Origin of the sequence: Fictibacillus sp. 5RED26 (assembly GCF_015903895.1) — a bacterium.
GTDB classification, from domain to species: domain Bacteria; phylum Bacillota; class Bacilli; order Bacillales; family Fictibacillaceae; genus Fictibacillus; species Fictibacillus phosphorivorans.
The window spans coordinates 37,424-54,407 of sequence record NZ_JACZDU010000009.1 but is presented as its reverse complement, the minus strand read 5'-3'; the positions used below and the strand labels follow the sequence as shown (position 1 = coordinate 54,407).

General features: G+C 38.8%; 20 protein-coding genes. All 20 read left to right on the top strand.

Going from position 1 to position 16,984, the window contains the following annotated elements:
- The 20 genes from IHV10_RS20320 (at window position 1) to IHV10_RS20225 (ending at window position 16,958) form a co-directional block, all read left to right on the top strand.
- The gene (locus IHV10_RS20320) at window positions 1-159 is read left to right on the top strand and encodes a hypothetical protein (RefSeq protein WP_197133873.1); all 159 of its coding nucleotides are present in this window, start codon (window positions 1-3) and stop codon (window positions 157-159) included.
- Window positions 160-203: 44 nt separating this feature from the next.
- Window positions 204-593 carry a hypothetical protein gene (locus IHV10_RS20315; protein WP_197133870.1) on the top strand — a complete coding sequence of 130 codons (390 nt, stop codon included), beginning with the start codon at window positions 204-206 and terminating at the stop codon, window positions 591-593.
- A 12-nt stretch (window positions 594-605) separates the two neighbouring features.
- Window positions 606-1,103 carry a hypothetical protein gene (locus IHV10_RS20310; RefSeq protein ID WP_197133867.1) on the top strand — a complete coding sequence of 166 codons (498 nt, stop codon included), beginning with the start codon at window positions 606-608 and terminating at the stop codon, window positions 1,101-1,103.
- Window positions 1,104-1,126: 23 nt separating this feature from the next.
- Window positions 1,127-1,852: a hypothetical protein gene (locus IHV10_RS20305; RefSeq protein ID WP_197133864.1), complete on the top strand. Its 726-nt coding sequence runs from the start codon at window positions 1,127-1,129 to the stop codon at window positions 1,850-1,852.
- A 4-nt stretch (window positions 1,853-1,856) separates the two neighbouring features.
- Window positions 1,857-7,598: a PKD domain-containing protein gene (locus tag IHV10_RS20300; RefSeq protein WP_197133861.1), complete on the top strand. Its 5,742-nt coding sequence runs from the start codon at window positions 1,857-1,859 to the stop codon at window positions 7,596-7,598.
- Window positions 7,599-7,664: 66 nt separating this feature from the next.
- Complete coding sequence (locus tag IHV10_RS20295) at window positions 7,665-8,042, top strand: hypothetical protein (protein WP_197133859.1); 378 nt, start codon at window positions 7,665-7,667, stop codon at window positions 8,040-8,042.
- Between the two features lie 21 nt (window positions 8,043-8,063).
- Entirely contained in the window at window positions 8,064-9,254 is a 1,191-nt protein-coding gene (locus IHV10_RS20290) for an ATPase, T2SS/T4P/T4SS family (protein ID WP_197133857.1), read from the top strand.
- A gap of 226 nt (window positions 9,255-9,480) precedes the next feature.
- Entirely contained in the window at window positions 9,481-10,290 is an 810-nt protein-coding gene (locus IHV10_RS20285) for a hypothetical protein (RefSeq protein ID WP_197133855.1), read from the top strand.
- Window positions 10,287-11,009, top strand: coding sequence for a hypothetical protein (locus IHV10_RS20280; RefSeq protein ID WP_197133853.1), 723 nt, complete (start codon window positions 10,287-10,289; stop codon window positions 11,007-11,009). Before IHV10_RS20285 ends, IHV10_RS20280 begins: the two co-directional genes overlap by 4 nt.
- 18 nt (window positions 11,010-11,027) lie before the next feature.
- Window positions 11,028-11,390, top strand: a complete 363-nt coding sequence (locus tag IHV10_RS20275; protein ID WP_197133852.1) for a hypothetical protein — start codon at window positions 11,028-11,030, stop codon at window positions 11,388-11,390.
- 100 nt (window positions 11,391-11,490) lie between these two features.
- Window positions 11,491-11,640 (top strand): hypothetical protein, encoded by a 150-nt coding sequence (locus IHV10_RS20270; protein ID WP_197133850.1) that lies wholly within the window; start codon window positions 11,491-11,493, stop codon window positions 11,638-11,640.
- Between the two features lie 77 nt (window positions 11,641-11,717).
- Entirely contained in the window at window positions 11,718-12,038 is a 321-nt protein-coding gene (locus IHV10_RS20265) for a hypothetical protein (RefSeq protein WP_197133847.1), read from the top strand.
- 255 nt (window positions 12,039-12,293) lie between these two features.
- Window positions 12,294-12,500 carry a hypothetical protein gene (locus IHV10_RS20260; RefSeq protein ID WP_197133845.1) on the top strand — a complete coding sequence of 69 codons (207 nt, stop codon included), beginning with the start codon at window positions 12,294-12,296 and terminating at the stop codon, window positions 12,498-12,500.
- A 70-nt stretch (window positions 12,501-12,570) separates the two neighbouring features.
- Window positions 12,571-12,768, top strand: a complete 198-nt coding sequence (locus tag IHV10_RS20255; RefSeq protein WP_197133842.1) for a hypothetical protein — start codon at window positions 12,571-12,573, stop codon at window positions 12,766-12,768.
- 306 nt (window positions 12,769-13,074) lie between these two features.
- Complete coding sequence (locus tag IHV10_RS20250; RefSeq protein ID WP_197133839.1) at window positions 13,075-13,488, top strand: hypothetical protein; 414 nt, start codon at window positions 13,075-13,077, stop codon at window positions 13,486-13,488.
- Between the two features lie 270 nt (window positions 13,489-13,758).
- Window positions 13,759-13,941: a hypothetical protein gene (locus tag IHV10_RS20245; RefSeq protein WP_197133832.1), complete on the top strand. Its 183-nt coding sequence runs from the start codon at window positions 13,759-13,761 to the stop codon at window positions 13,939-13,941.
- 36 nt (window positions 13,942-13,977) lie between these two features.
- Window positions 13,978-14,205, top strand: coding sequence for a hypothetical protein (locus IHV10_RS20240; RefSeq protein WP_197133830.1), 228 nt, complete (start codon window positions 13,978-13,980; stop codon window positions 14,203-14,205).
- A gap of 18 nt (window positions 14,206-14,223) precedes the next feature.
- Window positions 14,224-15,588: a hypothetical protein gene (locus IHV10_RS20235; protein ID WP_197133828.1), complete on the top strand. Its 1,365-nt coding sequence runs from the start codon at window positions 14,224-14,226 to the stop codon at window positions 15,586-15,588.
- A 100-nt stretch (window positions 15,589-15,688) separates the two neighbouring features.
- The gene (locus IHV10_RS20230) at window positions 15,689-15,901 is read left to right on the top strand and encodes a hypothetical protein (RefSeq protein ID WP_197133826.1); all 213 of its coding nucleotides are present in this window, start codon (window positions 15,689-15,691) and stop codon (window positions 15,899-15,901) included.
- A gap of 1 nt (window position 15,902) precedes the next feature.
- A complete protein-coding gene (locus IHV10_RS20225; RefSeq protein WP_197133824.1) occupies window positions 15,903-16,958 on the top strand; it encodes an ArdC-like ssDNA-binding domain-containing protein in 1,056 nt (351 codons plus the stop codon).
- Window positions 16,959-16,984: the final 26 nt, after the last annotated feature.

Genomic DNA, 16,984 nt, shown 5'->3' with positions numbered 1-16,984 from the left:
ATGAAAGAAATCGCAATGAAAGTAGTTATGTTGGTGTTTGCCCTAACTTTAGCATCAGGCTTTTTATATGGTGACGGAGGATTTCAAGGTGATGCAGAAGATATGAAGGACACCACGAAAACCAAGCTTGCAGAAGTACAAACGGAAATGTCGAAGTAAAACGGAATGGGGGGCAAGCAGTCCCCTGTTTTTAGGAGGAATTTATGAAAGAAATTATTCTTTTTACTATCGTTTTCCCTTTCCTTCTTTATTTTTCGTTCACTCCAATATTAAATGATTTAGAAAACGCTAGAGGAAAGATTATACAAGGAACCATCTATAAATCGACTGAAAAGGCAGCACTAGACGGTTATTATACAGAAGAAAATAAAGAAGAAATATACACGCAATTAGAAGAAATCGGCTATGAGCGAGATGAGGTAGAACTTAGGTTAACAGAAGATATGAAGATGAGAGGTGAATACGTGGAAGGAACTATTACTGCTCCTAATAAGTACACTTTTATCTTAGGTGGTCTTATTTCTTCTGATTCAGAAGAAGAGAATCCGCCGCATGTTCGGTCTTCAGCAAGGATGAGTGAATTTGTAAATTAGAGGTGAAAAGGTTTGAAGTATGTATTTGTGACGGGGTTCCTAGCTGTTTTGTGGGCTTATATCAACATGTATCAACTTGAGGTGACCCTATTTGATATCGGAATGGATAAAGTGGAATATGCGGTGGAGAACGCCGCACATGACGCGGCCTTACAAGTGGACGAAGATATGATCGCAAACAACAAAGTTTTATTTGTGAAAAGTAAAGCCGATAAAACATTTAGAGAGACGATGATGGCTAACCTGAAAATTGATCAGGATCTTAAGCCCATACACTCGACGATCTTAGAACAGCCTATAAAACTGTTAGACGTCCAATACATCGACAATAGCTATATCAATCCTTTAACAAGTAAGCTCGTTACATACCCTTTTATCTATCAGTACAGTGGCGATAAAAGGCTGGAACGTACAGTCTTCGGACCAAGTATTGTATATGTGATTGAAACAACCTTTTACAAAAGTGAAGAGCCTCATCAGTTTGTCGTGATCCAAGAATATAAAAAGTAAAAAAAGAAAAGGAGAATGGCCAAATGAAATTTTTAAAGTCTAAAAGTTTAGCAGCTTTATCACTTGCGTTTATTGTAACGTTGATGCCTCAGAGAGTAGATGGGGCTTCACCACCGAAAGATCCATTTGCGAATTATATGAAGATGTACGATTATGCATCCGTTCATAAGTACAGAGTCATCAATAAGAACCTTTATTTTCAAAAGGATGGACAATCAGGTCGTTTTGAAAGAAAGATGAATCCAAAACGTATTAACCCTCATGTAAATAGCCAGATTTATAATGCTACGGTTTCGTTATTACATGGAAAATATTACACAAGCACAAGCTATATGCCGAAAATGGACACTATTCCTTCTCGCGTAATACTATCATTCTCTCCTTCGGAAGCTTATGCAATGTCAGGTAGCACAGCCTTTAACTACATCTTCTACGATGAACAGGGCGATAAATATAATAGCCACATAACCTTAACCACAAGCAGCTTGTGGTATACAGATGTTAGTGAACTGAATAAAGATCATGCAGAGGCTGTTTACAAAGCAAAGCTACAAAACAGTATTAATGCTTTATTTGATGAAAACAATGAAAAAGCGATATTTGAATTTGTTTTCAGTGAATACTTAAAGTCTGCTAAACGCCAAACTAAAGATGGTACGGTTCGTAAAAAGAAATTTGGAAATATTAATGTGGTTATGGAAAAAAGGACAGTTCCAACTTTTTATTTCTCATATGTAAGAAAGCCTTAATAAAATGAATGTACGTAAATGGAAGTATATATTTACATTCATTCTACTCTTTACACTTTTATGCAATACAAAAGTTATACAAGCTGGCAGTTACCCTGCAAATGAAACAGAATTTTATGATTACCTAGTTAAGATAGGCAAAAGGATTGTAAATACAAACGGTCAAAAAGCTAACTATAAAACCTATCAACAATACAATCTCATTGTCTATGGGGATCGTCATGGAACATTTAGAGTAGGGAGTTATTGCGGTAATGAGGCTGAATTTCGAAACTTAGGATACAACGAGTATGGAAATGTAGTATCTAATAAGTGTTTTATCAATGATGCTACAGGCTCTAGCCCAGATGAATGGAAATTCATAAAGGTAGATCCCAGTGAATCATCATGGAAAAGGATGGATGATTCAGATCAGTTTAACTATACAAATAATGTTCTTCTTCAAGGGAACGGGGCAAAAAACCTAAACGTTCATAAACTAGGAGGTAGACCATACGGAAGAGTGGAAGTTGCTCCAACTTGGAAATCCGCAGGTTCAATTTACACGGAGCACCAAAATAGCAACGGAAGTATTTGGTATGCCACCTTTACTGTTCCTCCGATGGTGGCAGGTAGTGCGATAGAAACGAATATAAGTACGGATGATGATACTTATATTATTTCTAACACAGAAAATAAAGTTGAAGGCCAAATGACGGTCACATCGACTGCCAAGTTGACCGGTTATGCTAAAAAAGATCACATCACAAGAATCACTTCCGAATATAAAGGAAAACAAACAACAGATCGATATACAGATCGGGTATGGCACAGACAAGCTATCACGTTCTCAAGAAGTGATTTTTCAAAACCCGGTACATTTGATGTTGTATTAGAAGCAAAAGGATCTCTCGAAACGAAATTTGGAGATAAAGATCAAGACGTCGCCACAAAGAAAGTAAAAGTCATTGTTGAACCTTATTTAGAAGCTGAGGTGTTGGCTGAAGCAACTGCGACTCCTGAACGCCAGGTAATCGAAGGAGACAAGGCAACCATCACAGTGAATGTCAAAGGAATAGTAAAAGATGCAGCTGGGGACATTCAGTCATGGACCTTTCTAGCTAAGAAATCAGAAGCGAACAGTTACATTTCAAGAGTTGTAAATTCGAAGAAGACAAGTGAAAGTGTCAATTTTACGTTTACGGTTCCGAAAGAAATGGTTAAAAACGGTACCTATAAACAGATTTTTGATACAAAGGTGAGGGTGAATCGAAAGGCCGCGGACAAGGAAGATGCTGATCGAACACATGCATATGTGATGCCAAAAGATAGTGAGGAACCGCCTCCTCCTCCACCACCAGAAACAAAACCACCAAGTAGTGGATGTGATCCAAATGATCCAACGTGTGCGCCCGATCAAGAGTACGCGCCACCTGTTGCCAGTGTCTTTGCTCAAGATAGCTATTTCTGGCCAGAAACAGTCGAAGCTCAAAACAATTCATACCACCCAGATCCACGATCTAAGATTGTTGAACATGCCTGGTCATTCGATAACCAGCGAGCTGAAAGTGGTACAAAGAAGTTCTCACGGGTCACTGAACCTGAACAACATACAGTTACCATAAAAGTTTTAGACGATCACACGCTATCCGATGTGGCTTCTAAAACTTTTTCTATTTTACCGACTAAGCCGATTGCGGACTTTGCGATAGGCGGTCATAAAAAAGAGAATCGCGCCATCTCGTTAGATGCAAAACCATCGGAAGGAAAAACACCATCGGTTCATGTTGCGCCGATAGATTACACCAAAACGGAGTGGCACATTGTTCCTTTAACACTAGGTGTTGATCCAAAAGGTATTATGATTCGACCAACAACTAATAAGCAAAAACTAGAGTTCCTTGTACGAGAGGCAGGAGACTATGAAGCCACGGTAACCGTGACAAACAAGTTTGGCGAAACGTCTGATCCTGTTTCAAAAGAATTCACCGTTTTAGAGGATGCTGCACCTGAAGCAAAGTTTGCAGTTGATACAAAAACAGCTTATAGAGATGGAACTTCAAAAGAAGCACAAATTGAACTGACAGATATAAGTACAAGCCCTGATGGTGACACGATTAAAGAAAGAATCTACTATGTTGAATTTGATTCAAACAATGATGGCTTTGTAGGTACGAAGTTAGATTCTCCTAAGCAAGTGATTACTTCTGGAAACCTTTTATCTGTTCTTTATAAAACAAATAAGGTAGGTAACTACCGATTTAGTATGGAGATCAAAGAAGGTTTTGCAGAACCAACATTACCGGAATTCATTTCAGACGAACATTATCAAAAGGATCAGTCCAATAATCTACACGGGGCAGGGGATGTAGCTTTTTATTTAGAGGACAAAAACTTCAACATTCCTGATACCGACAAGGTAGTAGAAGTCGATAATACTCCGCCGGTAGTTGATTTTGGGATGTTTAGACGTAATAAAGTAGATGTTGTCTTAAACTATGCTGGCTTAGATACGGCTACACCGCAGCATCTCACCGGCAAAGCACCAAACGATGGCGATTACGATCATCGATACTTTACGTATGATGAAGTCTCAAAGAATGCCATGACAGCTCTATCAGGCAAATTACAAGCCAATCTTGCGGCAAAGGGAATTGATGCAAAGATTTCCTTTGATAATAAGTACCATAAAGTTCTGGATGTGGACGGAGTAGGAATTCGAAACATCCCTCAATGGGGTTGGACCTATTGGCAAACCTATGACTATCAAAACGTATACGATCAGCCTTCAGGTTATTCGCCTCCATCTGGATGGGTTATTGATAGTTCGACTCCGAAGAAACAAACACAAACGATTAAGAAATATGGACAAGGAAGACCTTCTGCAGGAAGTGATTGGCGCTATGTGAGAGAGGTTATCGGACAGGCATCCGATGCGGTAGAGGTAGGAGCTTCAAGTGTGTCTTACACCGTGTACGCGTCAACACCTTCTCAAGAACCACCAACAGGTGCTTATGAGAATTGGCCATATGAATCCCGAAGATGGTACCAGAATAGTTCAGATTGTTCGAAAACAGATCCTAAAACGAAAGGTTGTATTGAATATAAAACGGTTTGGGGATCAAGCTCGTGGTGGCTTCGCGCCATCTACCATGATTTTGAACGAACGGTTTATGACCACAGGTTAAAAAAGACGAACTATCACCAACGATGGGAAATTCAATACTATTACGATCAAGGTGTAAATTCGATTGAACAAGTAAACACCACTGATTTTTCGTCAGCTTATAACAGTCAAACGTACCGGACAGACGCAAAGCGACACTATATTCGAATGGATAAAGAAGCATGGAACTGGATGGGAGATGCGACAAAAGTAAATATGGTAGTTAATAAGACGAAGACAGAGGATGTTTTTCTTTATAACATGGCTGCCGTATCCAATAGAGCCAATGCAGATCAAATCTTCCTTAAGAGCTCAAGACTTGGTAAGTTTCAAAGCTACGACCCGTTCATCTTATCGAAGAACGTAAGTGATATTGAAAACTTTTTAATCAATGCTTATGGTCTAAAGCAGAACGGAGAAGAGTTAACGGTATTAATTGGAGATCGGATCGATTACACCGTAACGTATCAGGATAACGAGAACGACCCAGAGATCAAACGCGAGTGGAAGTTCACGCACGATAAAACAGAGGTCAATGGCCGCGTTATCGATAATCAAGCTGATGCTGTAATCTCTGAAAATAAAAAGTGGTTGAATGCGCCATTACAACTTTCGAAACCAGGGACATACACGGTTAATCTTCGTTCATTAGATGACCCAGTACATTGGAAAGATCAGCGTTTCTTTAATTACCGGAAGTGGTCGGATGAAGAGGTGCCGAAAGCTTATAAAGTTCATGTGCATCGCCCACCGGTGGCGAATTTCACCTTTAAGCTCGATCCATATAAAGGTTATGAACTTATGCTTGATCCTACTCTTTCTTATGATCCTGACCACCAAGTCAATCGGTTAGATAAAGGAATTGTAAAACATGAATGGATGTCTTACACCGTTGACGGGGTTACTCATGAAGGGAAGCCACCAAGTCAGTTGCAGTCAAATAAAATTTATGATGTCACTTTGCAAGTGGAAGACATCGATGGTGCTTATGCATCTGTAACGAAACGGATCAATACGGGAGATAATGTTCCTCCTGTTGCGGATTTCACACTGCAAGATGTTGTAAGTACAAAAACAAAGTTAGACATTCAAGATTTAAGTTATGATCCAAACGGAGATCAGCTAGATAACTATCAAATCACGGTTCGTAAACAAGGGGAATCCACTATTTTAAAAACGCTGACTGAATGGCCAACAAGCTTTAACGATGTGGGATTAGGAGAAGGGACGTACGTAATGGGGCTTACCGTGTGGGATGTTCCGAGAGAAGGTCCTTCACTACAGTCGGAGATCCATGAAGAACAGGTGAAAGTGATGAACAATAACCCACCTTTATCGAGGTTTACACTAGCTCCAAAGCCGTTAGAGCTTGGAACTGTCGCAACCTACACAGATACAAGTACAGACCCAGATAATCACAATCCGTTGAAGTATTCATGGAAAGTGGAAAAACTTGATTCAAATGGTGATGTTCTTGAAACATGGGAAACAGGTGTTGCACCTACTGACTTTAGAGATTTTGGTGGAATTGGCAGCTACAAAATTTATCAAACGGTGTGGGATTCGCCTCCATTTCCTTTAGAGTCTCTGTCCGATACAACGGTGCAACATATCGAAGTCATCAAAGGGCCTGACCGTCCATTCGCGCTATTTTCTTGGTATCCTGAGGTGATTCATGCGACAGACACGTTCACGCTAGATCCTATTGATAGTTATGACTTAGATGGAGACATCGTGGGTTACCAGTGGAAAATTCAAGCGCCTACTGGAACGGTGACTACTTCAACAGAAATGTTTCCTAAAATAAGTGGTGCAGTTGAAGGTGTCTATACGGTTGAATTGCATGTAACGGATGATGATGGGCTTAAATCATTAGTACCTGAGGTCCGAAAGATTACAGTTTTACCTAAGCCACCAAATGAGCCACCAGTCGCTACATTTGTTTGGGAACCCTTTGAGCCGTTCTTAGGAAAGAGCATATCGTTTAACCCTGATTCGTCTTACGATCCATCTAAAGGTGGAAAAATCGTCTCTTGGGCTTGGGAATTCACGTCTGTTGATGGAAAGAAGACAACTAGTACTGAAAGGTATCCATCCCTTTTAGCTGCCAGTCCATCCTACCAGGTCAAGTTAACGGTTAAGGATAACGAAGGGGCTACGGGGAGTACAACCCAACAAGTAAACGTTCATATCGCGAACTTAAAGGCTTCCGTAACGCATACACCAGAATGGCAGAAGATATGGGGAGAAGAAGGAAAATATCCTCATACAGGAGTGTTCCGGGCTGGCGAAAAATTCGTCATCGAGCTAACGTCTACCCCGGCCAATCGTGTTTTTGGAACGGTTGATTTTGGTGGAAAAGTAGGGAAGGTAGACATCCCTTCAGGAGCCTTTAAATTAATGAAGAATGAGCCGTTTGAGATGCTGTGGAGAGCTGAACTATGGAGAGAAGACTTCAAGTACATTGAAGAAGGAGAATATCTCTTTAGGTTCAATTCACTACATCCGATCAGCTTACCAAGTGTGACAGCTGAAGACACGTTCATGATTGAAATTGAGGGGAACGTGTTCGACATACTAGGGTTTCATCGAAACTACTAGTCATAATAGATTCATAAGGAATGACCCAGTTATATAACTGGGTCATATTTTTTAGGAGGGTGAAAGATGAAAGACTTTCCCTGGGTTATTTTTATCATCTATTTAGGTTTCATGATAATCATACTGGTCAGTAATCATAAGAGTGAAGAGTTTCGGTATCGGGCTACGTTAACGACAATGACCGAATCAGCTGAGATCGCAGGTGTGAAGAGTTTAGATAACAGTGCACGAGTGGAGTCGGGTCGTGCAGAATTAACAGAGTCTAACTTCGAGACATCGTTTCAGCAACTATTCAAAACAAACGCAAATGCAAAGATTAATCCAAAGGATTTTGATTATCAATATTTAAAAGCTACTGACGGAAGAATTAAAGCCGTTCGTATTCAAATTACTGACGATCGTGACAATGCTTACAAAACAACCTATGTCGCAGACGTTCAGTAAATAATAGAAGGAGTGATCACAGTGAAAATACATCCACAAACACTAGAAGGTATACAAAATGAACTAAAGAGACTTCATCCGCAGCTGTTACTTGATGCGTTTACTGATTATGAGGCGCGAGAAGTCCTACGAGATATTTTAATGACAGAACATGGAACATTCCTCTCAACAGATGAACTATTGGATCATGTCGTTCAAGAGACTGTGGGGCTAGGAATCATTGAAACGATTATCAAGGATGAAAACGTGACGGATATCAGCTACAACGGAACGGAATTAATCGTGAATACGAATGAAAGAAAATACACCTATGAATATGAGGTGACAGAAAACTATATCGTAAAGCTCATTCAAAAGTTTGCGAACGCTGTGGGAAAAGAATTTACACCCAAGTCACCGATTCTCGATGCAACACTCAGTAACTTGCGTTTAAATGCCGTTCATAACAGTATCTCACCTTATGGTACGACAATGGCATTACGTGCTTCAAAAGCCAAACTAGCTTTAAATGAAGAGAACTTTTCAGATTTTGCGCCACCATATATTCTAGATTTTTTTAAAGACGCTATTGCGACACGTTCTAATATTGTTATCTCTGGGGAAACGGGAACGGGAAAAACGGAATTACAGAAACTATTGGTAAGTATGATTCCGTTTGATGAAAAGATTGCGATGGTAGAAGATACGATCGATAGCCACATTAAGGATCTTTTTCCGGACAAGGATATTCACAGTTGGATAACATCACAGTCCACTACTCATACGGATCTGATTAAGGCAGGACTTCGAAACAATCCGGTATGGATCTTAGTTTCTGAAACGCGAGGTAAAGAAGCATACGAGATGCTTCAGGCTGTCCTTTCAGGGCACCGAATCATTACAACCCTTCATGCGGTGGATGCAAGAGCCATCCCTAAACGGTTTGTAAACATGATGAAAATGGGTTACCAAGTAGACGAAGAATCCATCAAGTCAGATATCTATAACTATTTTCAGTTTGGAGTCCATATTGAAAAGACGGAGATCAAAGGGAAAGTGATTCGATATCTTCGAGAAATTGTAGAATATCAAGCAGACGGCACCGCGCTCACGGTCTATGAACAAAAAAAGGAAGGTGATGAGATCTACGGTGTGGTAGGAAAGTATAGTCAAGATTTCGCAGAAAGATTAAAGAAATATAAGCGTGCTAATCATTTTATAGGAACAACTTAATTCCATGTCCAAAGTTTTCGTTTTTCTATTGTCGACATTCTGTGCACTAAATGTAATGGTAATTGTAACGGGACTTTTAATAATATTTGAGAGGTTTTATGAAATAGACGTATCGCCACCGATAATTTCAATTACCGTAATTGGAATTTCAGCCCTTTTCCTTTTAGCAGGGGGGAATGACTGTATTTGTCTAAATGACCCAATTGAAGATAAGGAGAGCTAGTCAATGTTAAAGAAAAGAAAGATATATACCTTAGATGAGTTAAATGCATATAAAAAAGCATATGGAAATCCCATTCAACGTAAAGAGCTGTTCGCGACACTAACCATTCCCTTTGTCGTGGCAGCTCTTTATACGTTTTCTCTGTATTACTACTGGTGGCTTGCGCTCCTTGCTGGGTGCATCGGAATGCTCTACAGCTACCGGGTAATGTTACCGGCAAGTATTAAGAGAATCTATGAAAATAATGCATTTCGAGAACGCAATAACTTTGTGAACAATATTACACAGATCCTAACGAATCCAGAACGAACGATACTCGAGGCACTTAAGATTGTTGGCGATCGGGCACATGGTGAATTTAAACATGATCTTCTACAACTTCAGGCATCCTTACTCGATGCAGATAAAGAAGAAATCCAAAGAGCTTTTCAAGTCCTATCAAAGAAGTATGAAAAAGACGTGATTTTCGATATGTACATTGAACAACTCACAACGGCCATGACAGAAGGACGCTTTAGTATGGAGACTTTAAAGGACATAAAAACGTACCATAATGAAGTTAAAAAGAGACAAGACAAATTCAAAGCAGCTAAAAGTCGTGAGGCTTATAACTTCAAGTTTATTTGTACCATTGGTCTTGCCCTCATTGCGGCGATTTCGTTTAGTTTTGGGTGGAAACAATTTATTACGGTCTATGCACACAGTCCGATCGGTTGGGTGGTAAGTGGAGCTTACCTTATGATTCTTGGTGGCTACTTTGCATCGTTCCGAAAACGGCTAGTAGATGACGACATTATGGAGGTGCAACTATGACACAAGAAAAACAAAACATATGGCATCGACTGGCAGAACATGATTTGTTCCAAATGCTCGAGGAAATGGGGCTTAATGAGGAGCGATTCATTAAATTTCAGAAAAGACGTTTCTTTCTAACCGTATCCATATTCTTAACTTTCATTCTACTTTCTATTTTTATAAACAAATGGTTATTTATTGCCGGTATTGCAATAAGTGTTTTTATTTGGACAAGCGAATATAAACGGGCACTTAAGTTTTATCGGAACTTTCAGTTCGAAAAACAGCTTGTGTTTTCAAAGTTCATGAGAATGCTTATACCGTACCTTTTACAATCTGGCGCCACATTATATAGTGTGTTCAATCGAATGCTTAGCCGCCTAGAGGATGGTCATGTGAAGCACTGTTTAGAACGTTTGCTTATTGAGATGAACGAACATCCAAACTCTGAAGAACCGTTTAAGAAGTTTGCGATCGACGCGAGTGGGACAGACAGTGCCATTCTCTTTATGACAACACTGTACGATTTTCAGCAAAACACTTTTGATCATTCCATCATTACAGAACTTGGACAAATGGCCAGTGAAGAATTGTTTGAAGGTGTAGATGATATCATCGCCTACAAATTAAGAAAATTTGTTATGTATCCAACAAAACTAACAATGGCTAGTTTCTTAATTACAGCAGGATATGCCGCAGCGATGTTAACGGACGTTGTGACGTCTATTTCATTCTAGGAAGGGAGGTGTCGTCCAATGATGGAAGGTTCTGTTATGGAGATGGGGAAACTCTACATTTCCTTGTTCATCATCTTTACTTTGTTTTCGCTGGCCATGTTTTTTGCATCGATTAACCATGCCAATGAATATAAGCAGTATGTAAATTACCAGATCGAGAGATATGGTGGGTTGAATGGAACAGCAATAACAAAGATCAACGAATATAACCATGACCATTACGATGGGAAGTTCGAGGTTGAAAGTCCTCAAATGGATCAAAAGTTTCAATACGGAGAACAAATAACTTATACCATTAAAACGAAGTATGAATTTTTCTTCTTACCGATTCTTAGTCGGGATATACAGGTGAAAGGCGCAGCGTTATCCAATATTAGATAGCGCTTTTTTGTTGTCAAAAATTAAAAAAATGTTTGCTTAAAAGACGAGGATATCCTGGTCTTTTTTCAATAAAAAACAAATAGAAAAGGATGATATTAATATGTTAGATCAAAACGCAGACCGTCAGTATTGGATGATTGGAGCAGTTATCGTAGTGGGGTTAATGATTGCTGTATTAAAAGTAGCGTTTCCGGGATTAATTACTTCAGTTATTGAGGCATTCCAAGCAAAATTGACAGCTGGTATCTAAGAAGGGATTCGAAGAGGCTGGGAATACCCAGCCCTTTCTTTAATCGTTTACAAAATAGAACAAGAAAGGAGAACGCCATGCGGAATGAAAAGGATTTTAAGGTTATGAATTTTACTGAAGCAGACTACAAACATAATGATATAAAGCCTTCTAACTATTTAATCGAAAGAGTAGATTCATATAATTATGTATTACACCGAGAAGTTACACGTAGTGAGTTAACCGACTATGACCAGGATAGACTTTTTCTTTTTCAAAACAGATATTATTTATCATGTATTAAACATACACCAGATCAACATACAGCTGAATTAGTCGTTATTGGTTATTGGGAAGCTATGAAACAATTGAATCGCATGAAGCGTTCACTTGGGGGAAGTGGCAGGTGGAACAGGTAATACAGTCTCTTTGGATAATGTGGGAAGATTTAAAACCGAAACTTATAATCATGTCTGTCTTTTTAAGCGTAACTTTACTTATTCTAATCATTAAACAAAAATCGGCAACACTATCTTTTTTCTTACTCTGTATAACTGGGGGAATCATTTTAGGTATAGGCTGGGCTGTAGTTTTAATCCTATAGTTTTAACTTCCGTTTTAGTAGCTTAATTTGTACTACATTTTACTTGCAAGTTTGTACAAGGGGGGTCGACTTGAAGAGGCAGAATCGTTCGTCTAGCGTTCAATGTAGGTTGAACCAAAATGAAAGAGACAAGTTTGAAGAGATAAAAAGAATCATTGCGTTTGAGAGCCAAATGGGCAATCGACTAACTCCTACTCATGCCTTTGCAAAGGAAGATAAAGTGACGGATGCGGATGTTATCCGATATTTGATAAACCAATTTCAATTTCAGGACTAGTAGTGATTATTTAAAACAAATAAAACAACAAGTATCAACTGGGAAGGAGAATTCAAGAAAGAGAGGTATTATGTTGAATCAGATAGTTTTTTGTATAGCACTAATAGGAGCGCTAATCGTTGCTGGAGATGGAATTATGAAATCATATATTATTATTAAATTTCCTACAAAAGCACGAGAAAAGGAACTCTCTTCGGTAGTAGCTCGAACAATAGGTTGGTTATTTAGTTTAGGTATTGCATTAATGTTAGTAAATTCATGGATTTAAATAGAACAACAATTTGCAAACAGACTCACGAATGAATTGAATTAGTCTTGTCGTCAGATATGGAAAAAGAACCGAAGTCGAAAACTTCGGTTCTTTTCATGTACCCATTACATGAACAACATAATAAAGGAGAGTCTCTTCCATATGAAGAGATAGGTATAGATTCTCCCTAATAATCACTACTAATTCAGAAAAAAAGAAAGGTTAGGTAGGTTAATGAATTATGATTCTTATATTAGAAATATCGTGAATTTAGTTAATAGTAAGCGTACAAAAGCGACAGGGTATTTAATTTCTGGAGGGTCTATGAATGATAGGCGCTCTTTAACCTGGGATCTTATAGATAATATCGCTGTGAATGATGCTGCTGAAGTTGCACATGTTGATCTACATACAATCCATACAGATGAATTAAGAATTGATGCAATTAAAAGAAAGATTACTGATCTAAAGAAATCTGGCAAGAGTGAAAATCGCTTTTTGATTCTTGAATCGTTTGAATCCATCAGTGATGAGCAAAGAATGGATGCCATTCTTAAATTGATAGGGTGTCAAAATTCTGGTATCAATCTCGTTGTCAGTGCTTCAGAGCCGATTGTCCATCTAGTAGGGTTATCTGAGTTCATGATTCGCTTGTTACCTTCTGAGAAGGTGTTGACTGATGTTTATCGGTTAAACAATCAAAAAGTCTTATTCTCATTACCAACGGTACAGAATTGAAAGGAGGGATCAAAATATGAAAGATAAAGGTTCGTCCATTTTAAAATCCAAACGGATTTTAGTGGACATTTTCCAATTAGATGACAACTACAGATTGGGAAACAGTATCAATGTTTTTTGTAAGGCATTAAATACGCTGCATACGCTGACAATCGTAAATGTAACGTTGTGTCGTACACATTGGATTGTGTACCTAAAGTAATTCTTTAGAAGCAGTAAGAGCTAGAACATTCTAGGTCTTTTTTTGTTGGTCAAGAAAGGAGAATAATCATGGCAAAAGCAGTAAGCAAACAAGAACTAAAGAAGAGTAAGGATGTTGCTACCCTTCTATTAAAGGCTCAAGGGGTCAATTATGATGATTGGCTGCATGAACAACACCAGGAGATCGAAAAGAACAATCAAGATGTTGTAGAAAAAGCTCTAGAACTATTTATCAACCAAAAGGCTCAGTAATTTTAAATACATTTATAAACTCAGGAGGTCCATCTCGTGGAACAATTAATTGAAATTATCACTTATTGTATTCGTGCTGTACAAGGGGTAGGCGGAAGTTACGCTGCCTTTAAATTATCTGTTTACGGAATAGCTTATATGAAAAAGAACATGCAGAAGGTAGAAGAAGCTAAGGACGGTATGACAAACGTAGCTATCGGACTAGCTGTAGTATTGGGCTGTGAAGCAGGAATTACGTTTTTAAAGGCTGGTCTTACTTTTTAAAAACAGGAGGTGTACGAAGTGATTTATGTTCGCTTTAAGGTGGATAAGAGATGGAAGAACGTTCTATCCCCCAATAAAAAATATACACTTAAAAACGCTTCTATTTCGTTATCAAACGCGGAGGAGTATGCAACAGAACAGAATGTATCCGGACAAATAGAATTCATTATCTATGAAGATGAGAGTCTTTTATTTCGAGACATTTGTTCGGTTGGGAAAGGGGAGGCTTCCAATCTTATTCTCCTTGTGAGCAGAACATTGAATACCACCTTTCAGGATACACCAAAGGAAGAAAAAGAAGCATTGTTGTACAAGCTGTCTATTGCAATGAATGATGATGAAGCAGAAGTGAAACAAACATCAGGAATAAATAGGATTCAGTCTTTATTAAAAGATAAAAAAGCGAAATTCACATCGCATTTAAAGCAAAGAGAGGAAGAAAAAAGAGAACAGCAGCAAGCCGATATGTTACGCCAAGAAGAGGAAAAGGAAGTTCAGCGACAGTTAGCACTTGAACGTCAAGCCGAAGAAAGAGAAGCACTTCGTCAAGCTGAGATCATGAGGCAAGAGGCTGAACGGAAAGCGCAGCGTCAGGCGGAACTGAAACGCCAGGAGCTAGAGGAACTAACCAAGAATCAATTAGCTCGTCAAGAAGCCGAAAGGGATGCAGAGAGACAAGCTGAACTGAAGCCTCAAGAAGCCGAAAGGGATGCAGAGAGACAAGCTGAACTGAAGCGTCAAGAAGCCGAAAGGGATGCAGAGAGACAAGCTGAACTGAAGCGTCAAGAAGCCGAAAGGGATGCAGAGAGACAAGCTGAACTGAAGCGTCAAGAAGCCGAAAGAGAGGCAGAGAGACAAGCTGAGTCAAAACGTCAAGAAGATGAGAGACAAGCTGAACTTAAACAACAAGAAGCTGAAAGAGAAGCAGAGAAGCAAGATGAAGTGAACCGTAAAAATTGCGGTTCACAAAACCAACAAGAAACAACAGAGAATAAAGCCCCGGTGCTTCATGAAGCTCAGTTGCCGATGAGTCTTCAACAGGAGATTGATAAGGGTAAGCTTGAATTTCTCGAAGATCTGAAGCGTGAAAAACATCTTCTTGAAAAGCAGATGAAGAAGGAATTTAAAAGAAAAGAAAAAGAACATGCTGCCTTCGAGCGAAAACAGAAAAGGTTTCAGAAGGAGATCCGTAACGCGCAGTCTAGTTTGTACAGATCTCGTCCACTTGTGGGTTTAAAAAAAGTAATGATTGCAGCTGCACTTTTTGGAATTGGTTTCTATGGGTTTAGCGCCACATCTGAGAATCAAGACATCTCTTTGTTAAAGGATGGAGTAGAAGCCAAATATAATAAGATAAAAGAGGCGATTCTTAATGGTGAATAATTAAAGCCTTCGTCTTTTTTTGTTAGTAGGGTTGGTAGACGATAGTGGCTTTCTTCGTGTTTAAGGATCTTTTGTTAGATAGAAAAGGAGTGATTGAAAAATGATCGGAAATGATGAATTAGGATTACTCGTAGAAGTAAAAAAACCCTTTCTTGTTTTAGAAACATCTAATAAGCAAGTAGTAAAAATTGAAGTTCAAGCTGAGAAGGATAATCCAGAGTACTGGGAAGCCTTAGAAGCTAATATGGCTGAAGGACTCTATTTACCGTTTAATAGGAAAACAAAACAGCTCACAGCTGAGAGTGAGGTGTGACATGGCCAAAATTAAAGATAAAGAAGAAAGACAAAAAGAATTATCGGAAATTGTAAATACGATGAATGATCGTATTGAAGAGGTGACGCAATCACCTGAAGATCTAAAAGAATACTTACGTTTCATGTCTAATTTTTATACTTACTCAATTAGTAATACCCTACTGATTCAACATCAATTTATGGGTGCTTCAGCTGTTGCATCTTTCACTGACTTTAAGAAAAAGGGATTCTTTGTAAATAAGGGTGAAAAGGGAATCGGTATCTTAGTTCCTTTTGAACTTCCTAAGATGTTTAGGGCATTAAACGGAGAGAAGAAGAAAGTATCTGAAGCAACACCGGAAGAAAAGAAACTTCTGAAAAACGGAACACTAGAAGTGCTCAAACAACGCAGCATTGGCTTTAAAAAGGGTTATGTTTTTGATATCTCCCAGACGAACGCTACAGCTGAAGACCTAACTAAGATTTTCCCAAATCGTTGGTTAGAAGGGGACGTAAAAGATTATGACCTCCTCGATCAAGGTATCAATGCATACATGGAAAAAATCGGGGTTCAGTTAAGAGAAAACGAGAGTTATAGTTTAGGTGTCGCAAAAGGTGCATACTTTCCTGGAACCCATGAAATTATTCTGAACCCTCGGAACGGTCAGCTACAAAACATCAAAACAAAAATACATGAATTAGCTCATGCAACACTTCATCGCGATTCAAAACTAAGTCAGCCGGAAAAGGAATTTCAGGCGGAATTAGTTGCGGTGAGTGTTGCTTCTTATTTTGGACTTGATACAACGGAATACTCGCTGCCTTACCTTCATGAATGGACAAAGGGTGCAAAACTAGAGAACAAAAAAGATCTCCTTCAGGGCGTTCATAAGACCGTGAAAGATATGGTCAGCACAATAGAGGAGACGAGAAACAAACAACTGGAACGAGAGGTAAGTAAGGAGAATGAACCAGTATTGGAACAAACAGCACCTCTTTCCTTTACTATTCCTATTCCTCATAAAGCAAAAAAGCCTAGTATTTCTAAAGAATTCGAAAAGACATTACTACCCTAAATGTACAAATAAAACGAGGATGGCTA